Genomic DNA, 19019 nt, shown 5'->3' with positions numbered 1-19019 from the left:
GGCGTCGTCGGCGGGCCGGTGCACCGGGAAGAGCGTGTCGTGGAACCTCCCGAACAGTCGCGGGCTGCGCAGCACTGCGGCCTGCGTCAACCGCAGCAGCGGGTTGAGCTTCGGCTGACCGACGAACGCGCCGATCTGCACGATGCCGGAGACCAGCTCAGGGGCGTCGGTGGCGGCGAAGACCACCGCCGCGGCGCCGGACGAGCTCCCGACCAGCACGGCCGGCCCGGCATCGAGGTCGCGGACCACGGCCAGCAGGTCGGCGCCGACCTCGGCCGGTGCGTACGTGGACCAGCCGGCACTGGACTCCCCGTGCCCCCGGACGTCGACTTGGGCGACCCGGTAACCGGCTGCCACCAGCAGTGGCGTGAGATGCCGGAAGCTCGCCCGGTTCTCCCCCATGCCGTGCACGAGGACGACCAGCGGGCCCTGCCCGTGCGCCTCGTACGCGATGTGTCCGCCGTCGCGCCGCACCTGGCCACTTGTCACAGCTCAGAAGCTAAGGCTCCTGGTCAAGGTCGTCACCCGGATCACGCGAAACGGGCCGGCGGCGACCCCGGGGGGGTGACCGCCGGCCCGTCGACCGATGTCGGGTTACTTCTTGGAGATCAGGGCGCGGCCGAAGAAGACCAGGTTGGCCGGGCGCTCGGCGAGCCGGCGCATCAGGTAGCCGTACCACTCGTCGCCGTACGGGACGTAGGTCCGCACTGTGTAACCCTCGCCCGCGAGGCGCGCCTGCTCCTCGGGGCGGATGCCGTAGAGCATCTGGAACTCGAAGCGCTCCGGCCCACGGTCGAACCACCGGGCCCGGTCCTCACCGATGGCGATCATCCGAGGGTCGTGGGTGGCCAGCATCGGGTAGCCGTCGCCGGACATCAGGATGTTCATGCAGCGCACGTACGACTTGTCCACCTCACGGGCCGACTGGTACGCCACCGACTCCGGCTCCTTGTAGGCGCCCTTGCACAGCCGCACCCGCGACCCGGCCGAGGACAGCTCCCGGCAGTCCGACTCGGTGCGGCGCAGGTACGCCTGGAGCACCGCGCCGGTCGACGGGAAGTCCTTGCGCAGCCTGCCCAGCACCTCCAGCGTCGAGTCGGTGGTGGTGTGGTCCTCCATGTCCAGCGTGACAGTGGTGCCCGCCGCGTCGGCCGCCGCGCAGATCGCCCGCGCGTTGTCGTACGCCAACTGCTCGTCGAACATCTGGCCGAGCGCGGACAGCTTCACACTCACCTCGGCGGCCGGGGTCAGCCCCGCGGCGGCGAGCATCTTCAGCAGCTTCAGGTATTCGTCGCGGGTGGCGACGGCCTGCTCGGGGGTGACGGTGTCCTCACCGAGATGGTCGAGGGTGACCGCGAGACCGTCGTCGACGAGCCCGCGGGTCGCGCGCAACGCGTCGTCGGTGGCAGCGCCGGCGACGAACCGGCGGACGACGTCCCGGGTGTACGGGGCAGTCGCGACGAGCCGCTCGACCTGGGATGACCGGGAGGCGGCGAGGATGACGGAACGGAGCATGAGCCGAGCGTAACGCCCCTGCCAGGGCCCCCGCCGAGGGGCGGCGGTGCGGCCCGCCCGGATGCTGGGAAGGGTCCGTTCCACAACAAAATCCCTCCTGACCCAGGGGCGGGACGGCGGCGGTGGCGCCGATCGGCTACAACGATGCCGTGGACCAACGCCCCCGCCGCCGGCTCCGGTCGGCCTCCGTGCAGCTCGGCGCGCTCACCGCTCTCGCGCTCGCCCTTTCCGGCTGCAACATGACCTCGGACGACGACGATGACGACGACTGCGCCCTCGGGCCTGTCGGCGGCGGCGACACTGTCGCGCTGGCGATGCGGGTCCCCGATTCCGCCGCCGGTCGTGCCGCACCGGAGCCGACCACCGCGGCTCTGCCCGATCGCGGCGGGTTCGGCACCCACCTCGCCTCCTGCGGCGGCTGACATGCGCCGTGTGACGGTCACACCCCGACCCGACTGGGACACCACCATCCGGGAGCAGGGGCTGGTCTACGTCGACACCGAGCTGCCGGACGGCGGGATCATGTCGTACTGGGACGAGACCGCCGCGTACGCCTTCGGTCTGGACGAGGTGCTGCGCCTTGAGGAAGCCACCGAGGAACTGCACCGGATGTCCGTGGCCGCCGCCGAGCACGTGGTGACCCACCGCCGGTACGCCGAGTTCGGCATCCCGGAGTGGGCGGCCGACGCGGTGGCCCGGTCACTGCGCGAGGCGCCACCCACCCTCTACGGGCGCTTCGACCTGGCGTACGACGGCACCTGGCCACCGAAGATGCTGGAATACAACGCGGACACCCCGACCGCACTGGTCGAGGCGAGCATCATCCAGTGGTACTGGCTGGAGGAGACCCGGCCGGAGCTGGATCAGTGGAACAGCCTGCACGAGCGGCTGGTCGGCGCCTGGGCCAAGATCGGGGCCGGGTTGCACGAGCGCCGGGTGCACGTGCTCTGGTCGAACGAGGAGGAGTCCGGCGAGGACCACATGACCGCCGGCTACCTCGCCGAGACCGCTCGACAGGCCGGCCTCGACGTCGAGCTGCTCCCCATTCAGAAGATCGGCTGGGACGGCCGGCGATTCGTCGACGCCGACGACCTTCCGGTGACCACGTGCTTCAAGCTCTACCCGTGGGAGTGGATGCTGGCCGAGCCGTACGGGCCGGCGGCGCTGGCCCCGGGCACCCCGACCACCTGGATCGAGCCGGCCTGGAAGCTGCTGCTGTCCAACAAGGCGCTGCTCGCCGTCCTGTGGGAGCTGTACCCGGACCACGAGTACCTGCTCCCGGCGTACCTCGACTCGCCGCGCGGCATGTCCGAGTACGTGGCCAAGCCCCTGCTCGGCCGGGAGGGTGGCTCGGTGCGCATCGTCACCGCCGACGAGGAGATCACCAACCCGGGGATCTACGGCGACGAGGGCTGGTGCTACCAGGAGTTCCGGGCGCTGCCGCAGTTCGAGGGCAACCGGATGGTGCTGGGCAGTTGGATCGTCGACGGCGAATCGGCCGGGGTGGGGGTGCGGGAGAGCGCCAGCCTGATCACCGACGGCTACGCGCGGTTCCTGCCGCACTACATCGACGCGCCGCGCACCCCGTGAGTCGTCTACCGTTGGGGGCGTGAACTTCGACGCGTACGCCCGGACCGGTGTTGACCTGGTCAACGCCCGCCTGGACGACCTCGACGACCTGCGGGCCCTCTTCCCCGACGACAACGCCTGGATGCGCGACGAGGTCGCGGACCGGGACGTCGCGATTTTCCGACGGGCCCAGAAGCGGTTGCGCGACGTCTTCGAGTACGGCACCTCCGGGCGTGACGGCCAGGCGGTCACCGAGCTGAACGCGCTGCTGGAGGCGTTTCCGGTGCAGCCGCGCATCTCCGGGCACGACTCCAGCGACTGGCACATGCACGTCACCAGCCGGGGCGCCTCGGTCAGTGCCGAATACCTGGCCGGCGCGGTCTGGGGGCTGTCGGTCTGGCTCTGCGAGTACGGCAGCGCCCGGTTCGGGGTCTGCGCCGACGAGCGGTGCGGCAACGTCTACCTGGACACGTCGTCCAACTGCTGCCGGCGGTTCTGCTCGGAGCGGTGCGCCACCCGTTCGCACGTGGCGGCGCACCGGGCCCGCAAGCGGGCGGCAATCGGCGAGCAGGTGACGGTCGCCGCGCAGCCGACCGCCGGCGTCGACTCGCTCTCGCCGGTCAGCTGACACTGCCACCGCCCGGTTCGGGCGGACGGGTCAGACGTCGACAGGTGACGGCGCGGTCAGGTGCTGGCGGGCGAACTCCAGCGCGGCGCGCAGGTCGGCCTCGCGCACCGCGCGGCTCTTCGCGCCCCGGGTGGCGACCTCCACCGCCACCGACCCGGTGAAGCCACGCCCGGCCAGCGAGGAGAGCAGCTCACCGCACGGCTGGGTGCCACGACCGGGCACCAGGTGCTCGTCGCGGCCCTCACCGGTGCCGTCGCCGAGGTGCACGTGCGCCAGGCCGGCGCCCATCCGGTCGGCCATCTCCAGCGGGTCGCTGTGCGAGGCCGCGCAGTGCGACAGATCCAGGGTGTACGACGGGTAGCCGGTGTCGGTGGGATCCCAACCCGGGACGTACGGGACGAACTGCCGACCGGCCATCCGCACCGGGTACATGTTCTCCACGGCGAAGCGCAGCCCGGGGAACCGGTCCCCGACGGTGGCCAACCCCTCGGTGAAGTTGCGCGCGTAGTCCCGCTGCCAGGTGAACGGCGGGTGCACCACGACGGTCGGCGCCTCCAGCGTCTCGGCCAGCTCGGCGGCCTTGCGCAGCCGCTCCCACGGGTCCGGGCTCCACACCCGCTGGGTGACCAGCAGGCAGGGCGCGTGCACCGAGAGCACCGGCACGCCGTAGTGCTCCGAGAGGCCGCGCAGCGCGCCAACGTCCTGGCTGACCACGTCGGTCCAGACCATCACCTCGACGCCGTCGTAGCCGAGTGCCGCAGCCAGTTGGAACGCCGCCGCGGTCGGCTCGGGAAAGACCGACGAGCTGGACAGGAGCACGGGAACGCGGGAAGTCACATCAACCAGCGTAGCCCGGCAGCGCCCGGGACATCGTGACGAGCGCCGGCAAACCGACCGAAACCGGGAGCCCGCTCAGATCGGTTCGAGTTGATCCAGCCGACGGAGGATGACCCCCTCGCGCAGCGCCCACGGACAGATGTCCAGCGAGTCCAGATCCAGGCGACGCATCACCGCCTCGGCGACCACCGCGCCGGCCAGCAACTGGTGGGCCCGACCCGCACTGACACCCTCCAGCTCCATGAGCTGCGCCGGTGGGATGTGCCGAATGAACCCGATGACCTGCCGCAACCCGGCGCGGGTCAGGCTGCGACGCACCCAGAGCCCCGAACCGGACGGTGCCGCCCCGGCCAGTCGGGCCAGGGTGCGGAACGTCTTCGAGGTGGCCACCGTCCGATCCCAGCCGACCTCGGTCATCTGGTCGACCACCTTGTCCAGCCGGCCGTCCACGTACTCGCGGAGCTTCTCGACGGCCTCCGCCGACGGCGGGGCCGCGCTGGCCGGGTCGACCCGCAGTCGCTCCCGGGTCAGCCGGCCGGCGCCGAGCGGCAGCGAGACCGCGGCGGCAGGGTCCTCGTCGATCCCGGCGGCGATCTCCAGGGAGCCACCGCCGATGTCCAGCACCAGCAGCCGACCAGCCGACCAGCCGAACCACCGCCGCACGGCCAGGAACGTCATCCGCGCCTCGTCCGCGCCGGAGAGCACCGCCAGCCGTACGCCGGTCTCGTCCCGGACCCGGGCCAGCACGTCGGCCGCGTTGGTGGCATCGCGCACCGCGGACGTGGCGAACGCGATGAGGTCGTCGGCCTCCAGCCCGGCGGCCGCCGCCTTCGCCATGCCGACGGCCTTGACCAGCCCGTCGGCGCCCGCCTCGGTCAGCGCACCGTCGGGGCCGATCTGCTCGGCCAGCCGGAGCACCACCTTCTCGGAGTGCGCCGGCCACGGGTGCGCGCCGTGGTGCGCGTCAACCACGAGGAGGTGCACCGTGTTGGATCCAACGTCGAGGACACCCAGTCGCATGGTGAAGACCCTAGGCGCAACACGTTTGCGCGGCTCGCCGGCCTGCGGACGTCACCGCGCGTACGCTGGGCCGGGTGACGATGGAGCTCCGTGTGCTGGTGGACGACCCGGGCGATCCGCGCAGTCGCGAGGTGCCACTGGATTTTCCCCGGGAGTGGATCGAGTTCGCCGACCCGGCTGACGAGACGCACCTGATCCGGGCCGACCTGACCTGGCTGCTCTCCCGCTGGACCTGCATCTTCGGCAAGGGCTGCCACGGCATCATCGCCGGTCGGGCCTCCGACGGTTGCTGCTCGCACGGGGCGTTCTTCACCGACTCGGACGACGAGAAACGGGTCCGCAACGCCGTCAAGCGGCTCACCCCGGAGACCTGGCAGCACTTCCGGCGCGGGTTCAAGAACTGGAGCGACGAGGACACCATCGACGGCAAGAACCCGGCCCGCCGCACCGCCACCCAGGGTGCCGAGGGCCCGTGCGTGTTCCTCAACGACGCCGACTTCGCCGGCGGCGGTGGCTGCGCCCTGCACGGCCAGGCGTTGCGCGACGGGGTGCACCCGTTGGAATACAAGCCGGACGTCTGTTGGCAGTTGCCGATCCGCCGCGATCAGGACTGGGTCAAGCGCCCCGACAACTCCAAGGTGCTGGTCTCCACCCTGTCCGAGTTCGACCGGCGGGGCTGGGGAGCCGGCGGGCACGATCTGGACTGGTGGTGCACCTCCTCGACAGACGCGCACGTCGGCGCCGAGCCGATGTACCTGTCGTACGGGCCGGAGCTGACCGCGCTGATCGGCGCTGCCGCCTACGAGCGGCTGGCCGAGCTGTGCGCGGCCCGGACGAAGCAGGGCATGGTCGCCCCACACCCCGCCGACCAGATTTAGCAGATCTTGGTAGCAGAGTTGCTACCATTTTCGGCATGGCCATGACGCTGCGACTTGACGACGACCGTGAACGGCGACTCCGTCTCGTCGCGGACGAAGAGGCACGGTCGATGCACGCCGTCGTCGTCACCGCGATCGACGACTATCTGGCCCGGCGAAACGCCAAGGAGTTCGGCGACCTCGCCGACGAGATCATCGAGCGTCACGCCACGCTGCTCGCTCGCTTGGCGGAGTGATGACGGAGATCCGTTACCCCACGCTCGCTGACGTGGCGGGCATCGCCCGCAAGATCGGCGTTGGGATCAGGGACGCCGGCCTCGTCGAGTCGGCTGTGGCCCGGCCGCAGACGAGCGTGTTCGGGGAAGACGCCTACCCCGACCTGTGGACCAAGGCGGCCGCACTGCTGCACTCACTGGTCAACAACCACCCGTTCGTGGACGGCAACAAGCGGATCGGCTGGATCGTGGCGATCACCTTCCTGCTCCAGAATCACGCCGTCACCATCGCTCAGCTCGACGAGGTCGACCAGGACATCGCGTACGACCTGGTCATCAGCGTTACGGAAAGCCGACTGACGGAGGTGGCCGAGATCGCCGCCGCGCTGCGCAAGCTGTTCTGAGCGCTCGGCGGCGGGTCAGCGCAGGGCGTCATCGACCAGGGTGCGGGCGCTACGCCGAGCAGCCTCGGCGATAGCCGGGTCGCCGTCCAGCACACCGCTGGCGAGCCCGCCGTCGAGCAACAGGGTGAGCTGCCGGGCGAGCAGTTCCGGTTCGGCAGCGCCGGCCTGCCGGGCCAACTCAGTCACCCAGGCGCGGACCACGGTCTTGTGCTCGACTGTCCGGGCGTGCACCGGCCCGCCCGCAGGTGACTCGGCGGCGGTGTTGATGAACGCGCAGCCGTGGTAACCGTCCCGGCGACAGGCTCCGACCAGCGCGTCGAACATTCCGACCAACTGGTCGCGCGGCTCGTCGCCGGCGTCCCGGGCCGCCGCCCGCAACGCGCCGAACCACGCCTGGTCAACCCGATCGAGGTACGCCAGCACGAGATCGTCCTTGCGCGGGAAGTGCTTGTAGAGCGTCGCTTTCGCCACGCCCGACTCGGCGATCACCGTGTCCACCCCGACGCCACGCGGCCCGTGCGCGTAGAACAGCCGGAACGCGGTGTCCAGGATCCGGTCCCGGGCCGAGCCGGCCGGGGTGCGGGGCGCGGGCATCGGCACTCCCTCGATCTGCTGGTGGCGGCACAGATCCTACAGACGGTTCCGTCTGCAAATCCCACCGCGTCAACGGCCGGCACCGCCTGGGCGTGGCTCGCCTGGGCGTGGGTCGCCTGACCTCCGCCTTTGGCGCGTCCACTGTCCGGTCCTCGGGGCACCCCCCGCGCCCCCTGTAGAGCTGCCCCAAATATGGGGCGGACCCTTCAAAGCGGGCGGCTTGGCGGGCAGCGCAGGTAGCGCGAGCAGCGCGATTCCAGTCCGCCTGGAGCTACACGCCTGACCCGCCCCACATCTGGGGCAGCTCTACAGGTTGCGCAGGGCACACCCAGCCCCGCCCTGGCACGTGGCCTTGACGCGCACGACGCTTTGCACGGGGCAGCAGTAGACAGACCTGTCTGTTAGTCTGCCGACACTCAGCACGAGTCCACCCGGCACACCGACGGAGGATCGATCGACATGCGTATCGCAGTTCTCGGAACCGGCTCGGTCGGGCAGGCGATCGCCGCTCGCACCGCGGAGTTGGGCCATCAGGTCACCATCGGCACCCGCGATGTCGCGGCCACCCGGGCCGGCGATTACGCCGCCTGGTCAGCGCAGCACCCCGAGATCGGCCTGGCCACCCTGGCCGAAGCCGCCAGCGCCGCCGAGCTGGTGGTGAACGCCACAAACGGCAACGGCTCGCTCCCCGCGCTGACAGCGGCCGGCGCACCGAACCTGGCCGGCAAGGTGCTGCTCGACATCGCCAACCCGCTCGACTTCGGCGCGGGCTTCCCGCCCACCCTGTCAGTGCACAACACCGACTCCCTCGCCGAACGCATCCAGCGCGAGTTTCCACAGACCTTGGTGGTCAAGTCGCTCAACACGCTGACCGCCGAGCTGATGGTGCATCCGCGTCAGCTCGCCGACGGCGAGCACAGCGTCTTCGTCTCCGGTGACGACGCGGAGGCCAAGCGAATCGTCACCGGGCTGCTCATCAGCTTCGGGCACACCGACGTGATCGACCTCGGCGACCTCTCCACCGCGCGGGGCACCGAGATGCTGCTGCCGCTCTGGTTGCGGCTCTACGGCCGGCTCGACACCGCCATCTTCAACCTCAAGCTCGTCCGCTGACCGAGCGCCAACAGCCCGAAGGGGGCCTGCGTCGAACGCAGACCCCCTTCGGGTACGCCGATCACGGCTCGAACTTGTAGCCCAGGCCCCGGACGGTGACGATGAAACGCGGCGCGGACGGCTCCGGCTCGATCTTGGAACGCAGCCGCTTCACGTGCACGTCCAGCGTCTTGGTGTCACCGACATAGTCGGCGCCCCAGACCCGGTCGATGAGCTGGCCACGGGTCAGCACCCGGCCCGCGTTGCGCAGCAGCAGCTCCAGCAGCTCGAACTCCTTCAACGGCAGCTGCACAGCGCCGCCGTCGACGGTCACCACGTGCCGCTCGATGTCCATCCGCACCGGCCCGGCGGCCAGCGTCGGGGCACCCGCCTCGGCCACCTCCGGGCTCTGCCGGCGCAGCACCGCCCGGATCCGGGCGACCAGTTCCCGCGGCGAGTACGGCTTGGTGACGTAGTCGTCGGCGCCGATCTCCAGCCCGACCACCTTGTCGATCTCGCTGTCCCGGGCGGTGACCATGATGATCGGCACGGCCGAGCGCTGCCGCAGTTGCCGGCAGACCTCGGTCCCCGACATCTCGGGCAACATCAGGTCGAGCAGCACGATGTCGGCGCCGGTCCGGTCGAACTCGGTGAGGGCGTCGGGTCCGGTCGCGGCGACCGAAACCTCGAAACCCTCCTTACGGAGCATGTACGACAAGGCGTCGGAGAACGACTCCTCGTCCTCGACCACGAGAACGCGGCTCAACGGGGATTTCCTTTCCATTGCTGTCAGACCTGCCGTAGCCCAGCCGGACCGGACTCGATCCCAACCGGCGGCAGTGTCGCCAGGAGGTCGTCCGGTGGACTGGCAGGCAGCCGGAGGGTGAACGTCGATCCACCACCAAGAGTGCTCGACACCTCGACCCGTCCGCCATGGTTGCTCGCGATGTGTTTCACGATCGCCAGCCCGAGCCCGGTGCCACCGGTGGCACGCGAGCGGGCCTGGTCGGCCCGGTAGAACCGTTCGAAGATCCGGTCCACGTCGGTGGGCGCGATGCCGATGCCCTGGTCAGCGACGGCGATCTCGACGTGCTCGTCGTCGCCGCGCAGGGTGACCCGCACCGCGGTGTCCGCGCCGGAGTAGTTGATGGCGTTCTCCACAAGGTTCGCCACTGCCGTGGCGAGTTGCGAGTCGCTGCCGTACGCGGTGAGGCCCCGCTGACCGTCCACGGTCACCTCCACACCTCGGGCGGAGGCGGTGGTGCGGGTCCGATCGACGACCTCGGCGATCACCCAGTCCAGCGCGACCGGCTCCGGTGGCGGCTGCGGTTCGGCGCCCTGCAACCGGGTCAACTCCAACAACTCCTGCACCAGCCGGCCCAGCCGGGTCGACTCGTGCTGGATCCGTTCGGCGAACCGGCGGGCGGCCACCAGGTCCTCGGAGAGGTCGGGCGCCGCCGCGTCGGCCGGTTCGGTCGCGTCCAGCAGGGCCTCGGCCAGCAGTTGAAGCGCGCCGATCGGGGTCTTCAGCTCGTGGCTCACGTTGGCCACGAAGTCGCGTCGCACCCGGGTCAGCCGGTGCGACTCGGTCACGTCGACCGCCTCGACGGCGACGAAACCGTTGCCCAGACCCATCGCCCGCAGGTGCACGCCGAGCGGGTTCTCGCCCGCGCTGTCGCGACCTCGGGGCAGGTCAAGCTCGATCTCGCGCCGCACGCCGGTGCGTCGCACCTGACCGGCAAGGGTACGGATCAGCGGGTGCGCGGCTATCGAGCCGGGGCTGCTGCCGGCACGCAGAAGCCCCATCGCGCGGGCGGCCGGGTTGATCAGCACGGGCTCGTCGTCGTTGTCGAGTACCACGACACCGGCCCGGAGCGAGTCGATCGTCCGGCGGCCGAGCCCGGTCTGCTGCTCGTCGGCTATCGCGGGCCTCCCCCTGTTCCAGCGGGAGCTCGCGCCGCCCGTCGACGTGGAGCGGCCGTCCCGCGCGGGCAGGAACCGGGGCAGCAGGAAACCGGCGGCCAACCCGGCCACCAACGCCACGGCGACCACGACCGCCACTGCCCACTCCACCCGGCGATCGTAGGGTCATTGTTAACCTGGCTACCACACAGATCGGGACGAACCACCCTCACTTTCAGAACTGTTCACCCCCGCGTCTGGCGTCGTTCACCGTGGTTCATCCGGGGTCCGTCCGAGCGCCCTACCGTTGGCGTCGCACCTGCTCAACCCCCTGCGCCGGCACCCGTCGGCGGCGACCGACCACAGGACGTGATGATGCGCGACGAGTTCCGGGCCGACCTCCAGATCGTCAGCCAACTGCTGGTGGACATGGCGGAGGGCGTCCGCGCCGCCATGCGCCAGGCCACCCGGGCCCTGCTCACCGCCGACCGGCAGGCCGCCGAGACGGTCATCGAGCGGGACGCCGAGATCGACGACCTCTACCGGCACGTCGAGGAGCGGGTCTGTGACCTGCTCGCCCGACAGGCGCCGGTCGCCTCCGACCTCCGGGCGATGATCACCGCGCTGCACGTGGCCGCTGATCTCGAACGAATGGGCGACCTGGCCGAGCACGTGGCGAAGACCGCGCTGCGCCGGCACCCCTCCCCGGCCGTCCCGGCCGAGCTACGGACGGTCTTCACCGAGATGTCCGAGATCGCCGACCGGATGGCGGTGAAGATCGGCTCGGTGCTGGCGAAGCCCGACGTCGACCTCGCCAGCGAGCTGGACGGCGACGACGACGCCATGGACGAGCTGCACAAGAACCTGTTCGCGGTGCTCCTCGGCGACGACTGGCCGTACGGGGTGGAGACCGCGATCGACGCCACCCTGCTGGGTCGCTTCTACGAGCGCTTCGCCGACCACGCGGTCAACGCCGGCGAGCACGTGATCTACCTGATCACCGGGCAGAGCGCGCCCACCAGCAACTGACGTACGAGACGAGAAAGGGCCCCGGTCATCGCTTCGCGCGTGACAGGGGGCCCTTTCCGACAGTTCAGCGGCCCTGGTTGGCCACCGCCGCGGCGGCTGCCTTCGCGGCGGTCGGGTCGAGGTAGGTGCCGCCCAGCGTGAGCGGGCGCAGCTGCGGGTCCAGGTCGTAGCGCAGCGGGATGCCCGTCGGGATGTTGAGCTTGGCGATCGCCTCGTCGGAGATCTGGTCGAGGTGCTTGACCAGGGCGCGCAGCGAGTTGCCGTGCGCGGCCACCAGCACCGTCCGGCCGGCCAGGATGTCCGGCACGATCGAGTCGTACCAGTAGGGCAGCATCCGGTCGACGACGTCCTTGAGGCACTCCGTGCGCGGCATCAGCTCGGTGGGCAGCAGCGCGTAGCGGGGGTCACCCACCTGCGACCACTCGTCGTCGTCCGCGATCGGCGGCGGCGGCGTGTCGTACGACCGGCGCCAGAGCATGAACTGCTCCTCGCCGTACTCGTCGAGGGTCTGCTTCTTGTTCTTGCCCTGCAGGGCGCCGTAGTGCCGCTCGTTGAGCCGCCACGACCGGCGCACCGCGATCCAGTGCCGGTCGGCGGCGTTGAGCGCCAGCTCGGCGGTGCGGATCGCACGGCGCATGACGCTGGTGTGCACGACATCCGGCAGCAGGCTGTGCTCGCGCATCAGCTCACCGCCGCGCCTCGCCTCGCCCTCGCCCTTCTCGGTCAGGTCGACGTCCACCCAACCGGTGAAGAGGTTCTTGGCATTCCAGTCGCTCTCACCGTGTCGCAGCAGGACCAGCGTCCCGACGGTGGGCCCTTCGCTCGCAGTCATGCGGATCATCCTGCCTCAACCGCCGAGGGGACACGCGGGCAGCCGTCGTGACGACCACCACGTGAAAATCCGGGTGACCAGCGGCTCGGCCCGCCACTAGGGTTGTAAGGCGCGACAGTCATATCGGTCATTACTTGCAAGCGGGGCGCCATATGCGGACGATGCGGAGCTGGTTCCGGGACACCACCGGCGGCCTGCCCACCACCTTCTGGTACCTGTGGTCGGGCACCCTGATCAACCGGCTCGGCTCGTTCGTCCTCGTGTTCCTCGCCATCTACCTGACCCAGGAACGCGGCTTCTCGGCCTCGCAGGCCGGGCTGGTGATCGGCCTGTGGGGCGTCGGCGGCGCGTTCGGCACCACCGCCGGCGGCACTCTCGCGGACCGGTGGGGCCGGCGGCCGACGCTGCTCACGGCACACGTGGGCGCCGCCGCGATGATGCTCGGCCTCGGCCTGGCCCGGGACCTCTGGGCGGTGGCGCTGGGCGCCCTGCTGCTCGGCATGTTCGCCGAGGCGGCCCGACCCGCGTTCGGCGCGATGATGATCGACGTGGTGCCGGCGAAGGACCGACTGCGGGCGTTCTCGCTCAACTACTGGGCGATCAACCTGGGCTTCGCCTGCGCCGCCGTCCTCGCCGGTCTCGCCGCGCAGGCGGACTACCTGCTGTTGTTCGTGGTCGACGCGGCCACCATGCTGATCACCGCGCTGATCATCTTCAGCCGGGTGCCGGAGACCCGACAGGCCCGTTCGGTCACCGCCACCGCAACCACCACGGCTCCGCGCGGCGCCCTGCGCACGATCCTCACCGACCGGGTCTACCTCGGCTTCGTGGCACTCAACCTGTTCGCCGCGCTGGTCTTCCTCCAGCACATCTCGATGCTGCCGATCGCGATGGGCGACGACGGCCTGAGCCCGGCCACCTACGGCTCGGTGATCGCGCTGAACGGCATCCTGATCGTGGTCGGCCAGCTCTTCGTGCCCCGACTGATCCGGGGTCGGAGCCGCTCACACGTGCTCGCGCTGGCATCCGTGGTGATGGGCGTCGGGTTCGGGCTGACCGCGTTCGCCGGCACCCCCTGGTTCTACGGGCTGACCGTGCTGATCTGGACGGTGGGCGAGATGCTGAACTCGCCGTCCAACTCCACTCTGATCGCCGAGCTCTCCCCCGCCGAGCTGCGCGGCCGCTATCAGGGCGTCTTCTCGCTCTCCTGGCAGATCGCCGGGGCCAGCGCGCCGATCCTGGGCGGCCTGGTGCGCGAGCACATCGGCAACGACGCGCTCTGGTACGGCTGTGCCGCGCTCGGCGTCGTGACCGCGGTGGCCCACCTGGTGTCGGGGCCGGCCCGGGAGCGGCGTGCCGCCGCGCTGCGCCGCTCCGGCGAGGCGCTGACACCGGTCACCGCCACCCGGGGGTCCCAGCCCGCCGAGGCCGCCGTCTGACGACACGCCCGAGGTTCGGGCTTCAACTGGCGCGACGCGGCCTGGGCTTTCTACCGTGCAGGTGAAACGGTTAATAAACTGAACTGTAGGGAGGTCGGTTGTACGCCGCGCGGCGCTGGTGGCACGACACCGCAGGCGGACTCCCCGCCACCTTCTGGTACCTCTGGGCCGGCCTGCTGATCAACCGGGCCGGCGCCTTCGCCATGCTGTTCCTCTCGCTGTACCTCACCGACGTACGCGGGGCGAGCGTCGGGCTGGCCGGCACTGTCGTCGGCGCGTACGGGGCCGGTGGAGCGGCCGGAGTGCTGCTCGGCGGGGTGCTCGCCGACCGGTGGGGTCGCCGGGCGACGCTGCTCGCCGCGCACCTGGCAACGGCCGCCCTGATGGTGGCGCTCGCCTTCAGCCGACCCCTTCTCCTGATCGCGGTGCTCGCCGCGCTCGTCGGCGTGGTCCACTCGATGCCCAGCCCGGCGTTCGTCGCGGCGATCGTCGACGTGGTGCCCGCCGAACGCCGCTCACGCGCCTTCAACCTCCAGTTCTGGGCGTTCAACCTGGGCATGGCTGTCGCCTCGTTGCTCGCCGGGGTGCTGGCCGAGGCGAGCTTCACCGCGCTGTTCCTGGTCGACGCCGGTGCCACTCTGACCGCCGCCGCCGTGATCGGCTGGAAGGTGCCGGAAACCCTGCGGCTGGCCAAGCCCACAGCCGACCGTCCGCCGGCCGCTCGTCCGGCCACCAGGTCCGTCCGGCCCCGCCGGCCAGGGCTGCACACCGCGCTGACCGACCGCACGTTCCTGGTCTTCGTCGGGCTCACCTTCGTGCTGGCCGTACTCACCATGCAGACGTCGACGATCATGCCGTTGGCCATGCGGGCAGACGGCCTGGGCCCGTCGGCGTACGGGGTGGTGGTGGCACTCGGCGGCGCGCTGATCGTGATCGGGCAACTGTTCGTGCCCCGGCTGATCGACCGGCACCGCAAGGACGTCGTGCTGGCCGCCTCCACCGCACTGCTGGCGCTCGGCTTCGGGGTGTTGGTCGTCGCCGACGAACTGGCCGTCTACCTGGGCGCCGCGGTGGTCTGGACGATCGGCTCGATGCTCGCCGCCCCGCCCAACGCGCAGATCAACGCCGACCTGGCACCGCCGCAGTTGCGCGCGCGCTACCAGTCGGTCTTCTACCTGACGTTCCCGGCAGCCGCCTTCATCGCTCCCACCCTCGGCGGAGTGAGCCTTCAGCACCTCGGCGACCTGCACTGGCTGATCGTGGGTGGGGTGGGCCTGCTGGCCGCGCTCGGGCATCTGCTGGCCGGGCCATCCCGGGAACGACACGTCGCCGCGCTGCGTCAGGCCGCCCGGCCGGAATCGACAACAAGCGCAGATCGCGTCCCAACGGCGTAATCGGCATTCCACGGCAAAGCGCCCGCCACGACCCGAAAGTCATGGTGGGCGCCCGCCGGTGGGGCCGGCGGCGGCGGGCAGACACTCACCCCCGTAAGCGTCGCCCGCTCACGCCGCCGGTCCAAACAGGTGGTAACCGTCCCCCAACGGTTGTCCACCCGTCCCCTCGCACCTCGCCTGGTGCGCGGATCTGATCGATCCGCCGCTCCCCCGAACGTTTCCAAGCGTGGTGCGGTGCAATAAAGCTAGTTCGCCCGGATTCTGGATTCAACCCAGATCGGCTGTCTCGCCCGTCACAACTGGCGAGTATCCGCTGTTCCGGCCTCGGTCATTGGCAACAGCCGCGTACCCGGCAGCCATTCCCGCAAACGCCTAACCGTCTTCCCGATCGGGTGACTCGGTCCGGAAGAAGTTGCTCTGCCGGCCGTCGCGCATCTGTTCCTGATAAATCAGGTTCAGCTTGCGCAGGTCGAAAGTATAAAACCAGTCATCCCAGGTGATTTCCCGAATCCGGCTGCTTTCCCGGTATCCGGGGATGTTGAAGGTCAACACACCCGCTCGACCGTCCCGCTCGGTGCCGGCGATGGTCGCCGGCTTTGCCCCGCGTTCCCGGGCCCAGCGCTGGATCACCTCGTGATTGGCGGTGATCAGGCTCCGCCCGGGCCGCTCCGGCCGATCCGTCAACGACGAGATCACCTGTGAGCTGCGGACCGACCGTCCGGTTCCCCGTCCGGTTCGGATCCCCCCGGCTGCCGCGCCGCCACCGGCCGGCGCGGTGCGCTTGGCAGGGGCCGCACGCTTTGCCGTTGTGCGCTTGGCGGGCGCCGCCCGCTTCGCCGTCGTGCGCTTCGCCGCTGCCGTACGCTTCGCCGCCGGCCGCGCCGGTGCCTTCTTTGCCGGCGCCTTGCGGGCTGGCGCCGTGCGGGCCGTCGCCGTCCTGCGCGCGGCCATCGACGTCGCCGCCGTCGTCTTCTTGGCGGCTGTCGTCTTCTTCGCGGCTGTCGTCTTCTTCGCCGCCGTCGTCCGCTTGGCCGCCGTCGACTTGCGGGCGGCGGTCGTCTTCTTCGCCGCGGCCCGCTTCGCCGGTGCGCTCTTGTTCGCCGGCGCGGCCTTCGCCCGGCTCGGCGCCGCCCTCGCCGCCGACTTCTTGGTGGCGGCGGCACGACCCGCCGACGCCCTGGTTCCGGTGGCCCGACCCGACGGGCCGGTGCTGCTCCGACCCGCGCCGGCCCGCATCGAGCGCACCAACTGTTTCACCAGGTCGGGCTTACGCAGCGCGGAGATCCCGGAGACCCCGCGTTTGCGCAGTTGCCCTCGGATGTCGTCCACCCGCATCCGGGAGATCTCCGACTCGGAGACTCCCGGGGTACCCGGCGTCTGGTTGCCGGCCTGTCGCTTCGTCCTGGTCGCAGTCGCGCCGCGACCTGAGCTGTTCCGCTGAGCCATGAGATGCTCCGCTCCTTGGCACTCCGTCCTCGGCGCGCGGGGGTCCCTTGCCGCACCGCGCGGTGCGGCATACCCGTCAGGAGCAGTCCGAACCACCCTCATGTCGGAGGCGCGGGCGCCGAGCGCGGTGCAGCTGTGTGGTCAGGCCGGGTCGGGGCCGGAGCCGGAGGGCTCGAAGAGATGGGCGAACGCGGCCAGGTTGGCTGTCGACTCGCCGCGCTTGACCCGCCACTCGTACTCCCGCCGGATCGAACTGCCGAAGCCGATCTCCAGCATCGTGTCGAACGACTCGTCGGAGTAGGTGAGCACGGAACCGAGCAGCCGATCCAACTCGTCGGCGTCCACGCCGGCCGGGTTGACCCGACCGGTCAGGTACACGTCGCCGACCGCGTCGGTGGAGAAGGAGACGCCGTACATGCGGGCGTTGCGCTGCAACAGCCAGGCCCACAGCTCCTCGCGGCGCTCGTCCGGCTGACGCATCACGAACGCCTCGATGCGCAGCGCGTGCTCGCCGACGATCAAATTGCAGATCGTCTTGAGCTTGTGGGTGCCCGGCAGGGTCACCGCGTACGAGCCGGGGCCGGTCGACTCCCAGGCCAGGTCACGCTCGGCACAGACCGACTCGATCAGGGTCGCAAGATCGCTCTTCGGGCTCACCGGACCCACTCTACGACCGACCCGGCCGACGCACCGGTTGGCGACCGGTGTACCCGGTCACCAGGAGCAGGACAGCGCCGGATCACCGGCCAGGTCCGCCGCGAGTCGGGCGCGGTGCACGGCGATCGCCTCGCCGTACACGCCGAGCAGGCCGGTGACCGTGCGGTCCCAGGAGAACTGCCGGGCGTGCTGCTCGGCGCCGCGGGCCAGCACCGCCCGGAGTGCCCGGTCCGGCAGCAGGCGGCCCAGCGCACGTGCCCAGTCGACCGGGTCGTGGCCGTCGATCAGTACGCCGCTCACGTGATCCCGTACGGCGGTGACCAGTCCTCCGACGGCGGCGGCCAGCACCGGCGTACCGCAGGCCTGTGCCTCCAGGGCGACCAGCCCGAACGATTCGTTGTGTGACGGCACGGCGACCAGATCGGCGGCCCGGTACAGCGCGGGCAGATCGTCGCCGGTGAGCGGGGGCAGGAACCGCACCCCGTCGGTGACGCCGAGCGTGCCGGCCAGCTCGATCAGGGCGGTCGGCCGGTCCAGGCCGCTGCCGCTGGGCCCGCCGCAGATCACCACTGTCACCTGGTCGGCCAGTGCCGGGTCGCGCTCCCGCAGCGCGGCGATCGCGCGGATCAGCACGTCGGGGGCCTTGAGCGGTTGGATCCGACCGACGAAGGCGACGACGTACCCCTCGGCCGGCAGCCCCAGCCGGCGGCGAGCCTCGCGGGCAGCCGCGGACCGCTCGCCCGGCGCGGGCCGGAACCGGCCCAGGTCGACACCCGGCTGTACGACGGACACGCGGGCGGGGTCGGCGTCGTACCTGTCGAGGAGGTCGCTGGCCTCGACCCGGGTGTTGGCGACCAGCCGGTCCGCCTCGGCGACCACCTGCTCCTCGCCGATCACCCGAGCCTTCGGCTCTGGTCGGTCACCGGCAGCGAGCTGGGCGTTCTTGACCTTCGCGAGGGTGTGCGCGGTGTGCACCAGCGGCACACCCCACCGCTCCTTGGCCAGCCAGCCGACCTGGCCGGAAAGCCAGTAGTGGGAGTGGATCAGGTCGTAGTGCCCCGGCGGGCGGGACGCCTCGGCGCGCAGCACCCCTGCGGTGAAGGCGCAGAGCTGGCCGGGCAGTTCCTCCTTGGTGAGGCCCTCCAGGGGCCCGGAGGTGATGTGCCGGACCTGCACGCCGGGTGCCATCTCGACAACCGGGGGGAGGTCGCCGGAGGTGGCCCGGGTGAAGATCTCCACCTCGACGTTGGCCTCGGCGAGCCGCCGGGCGACTTCGAGGATGTAGACGTTCATTCCGCCGGCGTCGCCCGTGCCGGGCTGGTGCAGGGGGGAGGTGTGTACCGACAGGGTGGCTATGCGGCGAGGCCGGGGCCACGGTTGGGCACCTCGCTGACGCCCGACACCGGTGTGCATTTCCGCCACATCCGCTCCTTTGCCACGGTTGATGCCGTCCGCACGACCGGCGCTTCTCGGTCAACCTGTACGCCGGATGTCATCTTCCCCATCGGGCTTCGGAAATTCCCGGCACGGCCCCCATGGGTGACGGACCTCATCACCGGGACGCCGTC

At 70.8% G+C, this 19019-nt stretch carries 21 protein-coding genes; 10 read left to right on the top strand and 11 right to left on the bottom strand.

Annotated features, from left to right (window positions below):
* The coding region (locus KBX34_RS15250) for an alpha/beta fold hydrolase (RefSeq protein ID WP_210925516.1) at positions 1-489 on the bottom strand (489 nt) is incomplete at its 3' end.
* A gap of 105 nt (positions 490-594) precedes the next feature.
* Entirely contained in the window at positions 595-1515 is a 921-nt protein-coding gene (locus KBX34_RS15245; RefSeq protein ID WP_088950347.1) for a proline dehydrogenase family protein, read from the bottom strand.
* Positions 1516-1664: 149 nt separating this feature from the next.
* Here KBX34_RS15245 and KBX34_RS15240 point away from each other — a divergent pair, with 149 nt between their 5' ends.
* Genes KBX34_RS15240 through KBX34_RS15230 form a run of 3 tightly spaced genes read left to right on the top strand, consistent with a single transcriptional unit; the run spans position 1665 to position 3712 of the window.
* Positions 1665-1937: a hypothetical protein gene (locus KBX34_RS15240; RefSeq protein WP_231927149.1), complete on the top strand. Its 273-nt coding sequence runs from the start codon at positions 1665-1667 to the stop codon at positions 1935-1937.
* A 1-nt stretch (position 1938) separates the two neighbouring features.
* Positions 1939-3105: a glutathionylspermidine synthase family protein gene (locus KBX34_RS15235; RefSeq protein WP_210791039.1), complete on the top strand. Its 1167-nt coding sequence runs from the start codon at positions 1939-1941 to the stop codon at positions 3103-3105.
* 19 nt (positions 3106-3124) lie between these two features.
* Positions 3125-3712: a CGNR zinc finger domain-containing protein gene (locus KBX34_RS15230; protein ID WP_088950349.1), complete on the top strand. Its 588-nt coding sequence runs from the start codon at positions 3125-3127 to the stop codon at positions 3710-3712.
* A 30-nt stretch (positions 3713-3742) separates the two neighbouring features.
* Here the strand turns inward: KBX34_RS15230 and KBX34_RS15225 are convergent, their stop codons facing one another.
* On the bottom strand, positions 3743-4549 hold the full coding sequence (locus KBX34_RS15225; protein ID WP_088950350.1) for a sugar phosphate isomerase/epimerase: 807 nt from the start codon (positions 4547-4549) through the stop codon (positions 3743-3745).
* Between the two features lie 75 nt (positions 4550-4624).
* Positions 4625-5569: a Ppx/GppA phosphatase family protein gene (locus tag KBX34_RS15220; protein ID WP_088950351.1), complete on the bottom strand. Its 945-nt coding sequence runs from the start codon at positions 5567-5569 to the stop codon at positions 4625-4627.
* A gap of 80 nt (positions 5570-5649) precedes the next feature.
* Between KBX34_RS15220 and KBX34_RS15215 the strand changes: the two genes are divergently transcribed.
* Genes KBX34_RS15215 through KBX34_RS15205 form a run of 3 tightly spaced genes read left to right on the top strand, consistent with a single transcriptional unit; the run spans position 5650 to position 7066 of the window.
* The gene (locus tag KBX34_RS15215; protein ID WP_210925521.1) at positions 5650-6447 is read left to right on the top strand and encodes a hypothetical protein; all 798 of its coding nucleotides are present in this window, start codon (positions 5650-5652) and stop codon (positions 6445-6447) included.
* A gap of 35 nt (positions 6448-6482) precedes the next feature.
* Positions 6483-6683, top strand: a complete 201-nt coding sequence (locus tag KBX34_RS15210; RefSeq protein ID WP_145790112.1) for a CopG family transcriptional regulator — start codon at positions 6483-6485, stop codon at positions 6681-6683.
* Positions 6683-7066 carry a type II toxin-antitoxin system death-on-curing family toxin gene (locus KBX34_RS15205; protein ID WP_210791041.1) on the top strand — a complete coding sequence of 128 codons (384 nt, stop codon included), beginning with the start codon at positions 6683-6685 and terminating at the stop codon, positions 7064-7066. Before KBX34_RS15210 ends, KBX34_RS15205 begins: the two co-directional genes overlap by 1 nt.
* Before the next feature lie 15 nt (positions 7067-7081).
* On the opposite strand, the gene KBX34_RS15200 is transcribed toward KBX34_RS15205, so the two are convergent.
* Positions 7082-7660 carry a TetR/AcrR family transcriptional regulator gene (locus KBX34_RS15200; RefSeq protein WP_112674345.1) on the bottom strand — a complete coding sequence of 193 codons (579 nt, stop codon included), beginning with the start codon at positions 7658-7660 and terminating at the stop codon, positions 7082-7084.
* Between the two features lie 459 nt (positions 7661-8119).
* Between KBX34_RS15200 and KBX34_RS15195 the strand changes: the two genes are divergently transcribed.
* A complete protein-coding gene (locus KBX34_RS15195) occupies positions 8120-8773 on the top strand; it encodes an NADPH-dependent F420 reductase (protein ID WP_210925514.1) in 654 nt (217 codons plus the stop codon).
* 61 nt (positions 8774-8834) lie between these two features.
* Here the strand turns inward: KBX34_RS15195 and KBX34_RS15190 are convergent, their stop codons facing one another.
* Together KBX34_RS15190 and KBX34_RS15185 are read right to left on the bottom strand one after the other, a co-directional pair.
* Complete coding sequence (locus tag KBX34_RS15190) at positions 8835-9518, bottom strand: response regulator transcription factor (RefSeq protein ID WP_210791049.1); 684 nt, start codon at positions 9516-9518, stop codon at positions 8835-8837.
* Positions 9519-9541: 23 nt separating this feature from the next.
* On the bottom strand, positions 9542-10825 hold the full coding sequence (locus KBX34_RS15185; RefSeq protein WP_210925512.1) for a cell wall metabolism sensor histidine kinase WalK: 1284 nt from the start codon (positions 10823-10825) through the stop codon (positions 9542-9544).
* A 204-nt stretch (positions 10826-11029) separates the two neighbouring features.
* Here KBX34_RS15185 and phoU point away from each other — a divergent pair, with 204 nt between their 5' ends.
* Positions 11030-11683 (top strand): phosphate signaling complex protein PhoU, encoded by a 654-nt coding sequence (gene phoU, locus KBX34_RS15180; RefSeq protein ID WP_088952041.1) that lies wholly within the window; start codon positions 11030-11032, stop codon positions 11681-11683.
* 64 nt (positions 11684-11747) lie between these two features.
* On the opposite strand, the gene KBX34_RS15175 is transcribed toward phoU, so the two are convergent.
* Positions 11748-12515 (bottom strand): phosphoglyceromutase, encoded by a 768-nt coding sequence (locus KBX34_RS15175; protein ID WP_141911319.1) that lies wholly within the window; start codon positions 12513-12515, stop codon positions 11748-11750.
* 152 nt (positions 12516-12667) lie between these two features.
* On the opposite strand from KBX34_RS15175, the gene KBX34_RS15170 reads away from it, so the two are divergent.
* Together KBX34_RS15170 and KBX34_RS15165 are read left to right on the top strand one after the other, a co-directional pair.
* Positions 12668-13954: an MFS transporter gene (locus KBX34_RS15170; protein WP_210791053.1), complete on the top strand. Its 1287-nt coding sequence runs from the start codon at positions 12668-12670 to the stop codon at positions 13952-13954.
* Positions 13955-14052: 98 nt separating this feature from the next.
* On the top strand, positions 14053-15348 hold the full coding sequence (locus KBX34_RS15165; protein ID WP_210791056.1) for an MFS transporter: 1296 nt from the start codon (positions 14053-14055) through the stop codon (positions 15346-15348).
* Positions 15349-15720: 372 nt separating this feature from the next.
* Here KBX34_RS15165 and KBX34_RS34265 read toward each other — a convergent pair whose 3' ends face one another.
* From KBX34_RS34265 to mshA, 3 genes are all read right to left on the bottom strand, one after another.
* Positions 15721-16584, bottom strand: a complete 864-nt coding sequence (locus tag KBX34_RS34265; protein WP_374223687.1) for a hypothetical protein — start codon at positions 16582-16584, stop codon at positions 15721-15723.
* A 351-nt stretch (positions 16585-16935) separates the two neighbouring features.
* A complete protein-coding gene (locus tag KBX34_RS15155) occupies positions 16936-17451 on the bottom strand; it encodes a YbjN domain-containing protein (RefSeq protein ID WP_088952043.1) in 516 nt (171 codons plus the stop codon).
* A gap of 57 nt (positions 17452-17508) precedes the next feature.
* On the bottom strand, positions 17509-18873 hold the full coding sequence (mshA, locus tag KBX34_RS15150) for a D-inositol-3-phosphate glycosyltransferase (RefSeq protein WP_210791060.1): 1365 nt from the start codon (positions 18871-18873) through the stop codon (positions 17509-17511).
* Positions 18874-19019: the final 146 nt, after the last annotated feature.

This window comes from Micromonospora sp. M61 (assembly GCF_018070245.1).
Taxonomy (GTDB): Bacteria; Actinomycetota; Actinomycetes; order Mycobacteriales; family Micromonosporaceae; genus Micromonospora; species Micromonospora zamorensis.
Note: the sequence above shows the minus strand (reverse complement) of the source record. Positions and strands in the feature narration are given on the sequence as shown.

Bases quoted from the DNA above. Each gene is read 5' to 3' on its own strand.
- KBX34_RS15220 (WP_088950351.1), bottom strand. From the start codon at position 5,569: ATGCGACTGGGTGTCCTCGACGTTGGATCCAACACGGTGCACCTCCTC.
- phoU (WP_088952041.1), top strand. From the start codon at position 11,030: ATGCGCGACGAGTTCCGGGCCGACCTCCAGATCGTCAGCCAACTGCTG.
- KBX34_RS15170 (WP_210791053.1), top strand. From the start codon at position 12,668: ATGCGGACGATGCGGAGCTGGTTCCGGGACACCACCGGCGGCCTGCCC.
- KBX34_RS15205 (WP_210791041.1), top strand. From the start codon at position 6,683: ATGACGGAGATCCGTTACCCCACGCTCGCTGACGTGGCGGGCATCGCC.
- KBX34_RS15215 (WP_210925521.1), top strand. From the start codon at position 5,650: ATGGAGCTCCGTGTGCTGGTGGACGACCCGGGCGATCCGCGCAGTCGC.
- KBX34_RS15235 (WP_210791039.1), top strand. From the start codon at position 1,939: ATGCGCCGTGTGACGGTCACACCCCGACCCGACTGGGACACCACCATC.
- KBX34_RS15210 (WP_145790112.1), top strand. From the start codon at position 6,483: ATGGCCATGACGCTGCGACTTGACGACGACCGTGAACGGCGACTCCGT.
- KBX34_RS15195 (WP_210925514.1), top strand. From the start codon at position 8,120: ATGCGTATCGCAGTTCTCGGAACCGGCTCGGTCGGGCAGGCGATCGCC.
- KBX34_RS34265 (WP_374223687.1), bottom strand. From the start codon at position 16,584: ATGCGGGCCGGCGCGGGTCGGAGCAGCACCGGCCCGTCGGGTCGGGCC.
- KBX34_RS15245 (WP_088950347.1), bottom strand. From the start codon at position 1,515: ATGCTCCGTTCCGTCATCCTCGCCGCCTCCCGGTCATCCCAGGTCGAG.
- KBX34_RS15175 (WP_141911319.1), bottom strand. From the start codon at position 12,515: ATGACTGCGAGCGAAGGGCCCACCGTCGGGACGCTGGTCCTGCTGCGA.
- KBX34_RS15200 (WP_112674345.1), bottom strand. From the start codon at position 7,660: ATGCCCGCGCCCCGCACCCCGGCCGGCTCGGCCCGGGACCGGATCCTG.